The organism is Burkholderia sp. E168m23 (assembly GCF_016586125.1).
In the GTDB taxonomy this organism is placed as follows: Bacteria; Pseudomonadota; Gammaproteobacteria; order Burkholderiales; family Burkholderiaceae; genus Burkholderia; species Burkholderia orbicola.
Map to the genome: position 1 here is coordinate 1 of NZ_BCPP01001549.1, position 859 is coordinate 859.

General features: G+C 69.3%; 1 protein-coding gene. It reads left to right on the plus strand.

The features are described 5' to 3' along the window. On the plus strand, nucleotides 1-811 hold an 811-nt coding region (gene ruvB, locus JMF90_RS38810; protein WP_201326520.1), incomplete at its 5' end, for a Holliday junction branch migration DNA helicase RuvB. Between the last annotated feature and the right edge of the window lie 48 nt (nucleotides 812-859).

Below are 859 nucleotides of genomic sequence, written 5' to 3' on the forward strand. Positions count from 1 at the left end.
CGTGAACCTGCGTCAGACGTCGGGCCCCGTGCTCGAGCGCGCGGGCGATCTCGCCGCGCTGCTGACGAACCTCGAAGCGAACGACGTGCTGTTCATCGACGAGATCCACCGGCTGTCGCCGGTCGTCGAGGAAATCCTGTATCCGGCGCTCGAGGATTACCAGATCGACATCATGATCGGCGAAGGCCCGGCCGCGCGCAGCGTGAAGCTCGACCTGCAGCCGTTCACGCTGGTCGGCGCAACCACCCGCGCGGGGATGCTGACCAACCCGCTGCGCGATCGTTTCGGGATCGTCGCGCGCCTCGAGTTCTACGACGCCGAACAACTGTCGCGCATCGTGCGCCGCTCGGCGTCGCTGCTGAATGCGCAGATCGATCCGAACGGCGCGCTGGAAATCGCGAAGCGCGCGCGCGGCACGCCGCGGATCGCGAACCGGCTGCTGCGCCGCGTGCGCGACTTCGCGGAAGTGAAGGCCGACGGCCAGATCACCGCGGCCGTTGCCGACGCCGCGCTCGCGATGCTCGACGTCGATCCGGTCGGCTTCGACCTGATGGACCGCAAGCTGCTCGAAGCGATCCTGTACAAGTTCGACGGCGGCCCGGTCGGCATCGACAACCTCGCGGCGGCGATCGGCGAGGAGCGCGACACGATCGAGGACGTGCTCGAACCGTACCTGATCCAGCAGGGCTTCCTGCAGCGCACGCCGCGCGGGCGCGTCGCGACGCTGCTCACGTATCGCCACTTCGGGCTGTCGGTGCCCGATGCGCGCCGCACCGAACGCGACGAGTGGGATACCCCCGACGGCGAGTAATCCGCCACCCGAGCCCGCACCCGCCATGACGACGCCGCCCAGCCGCCA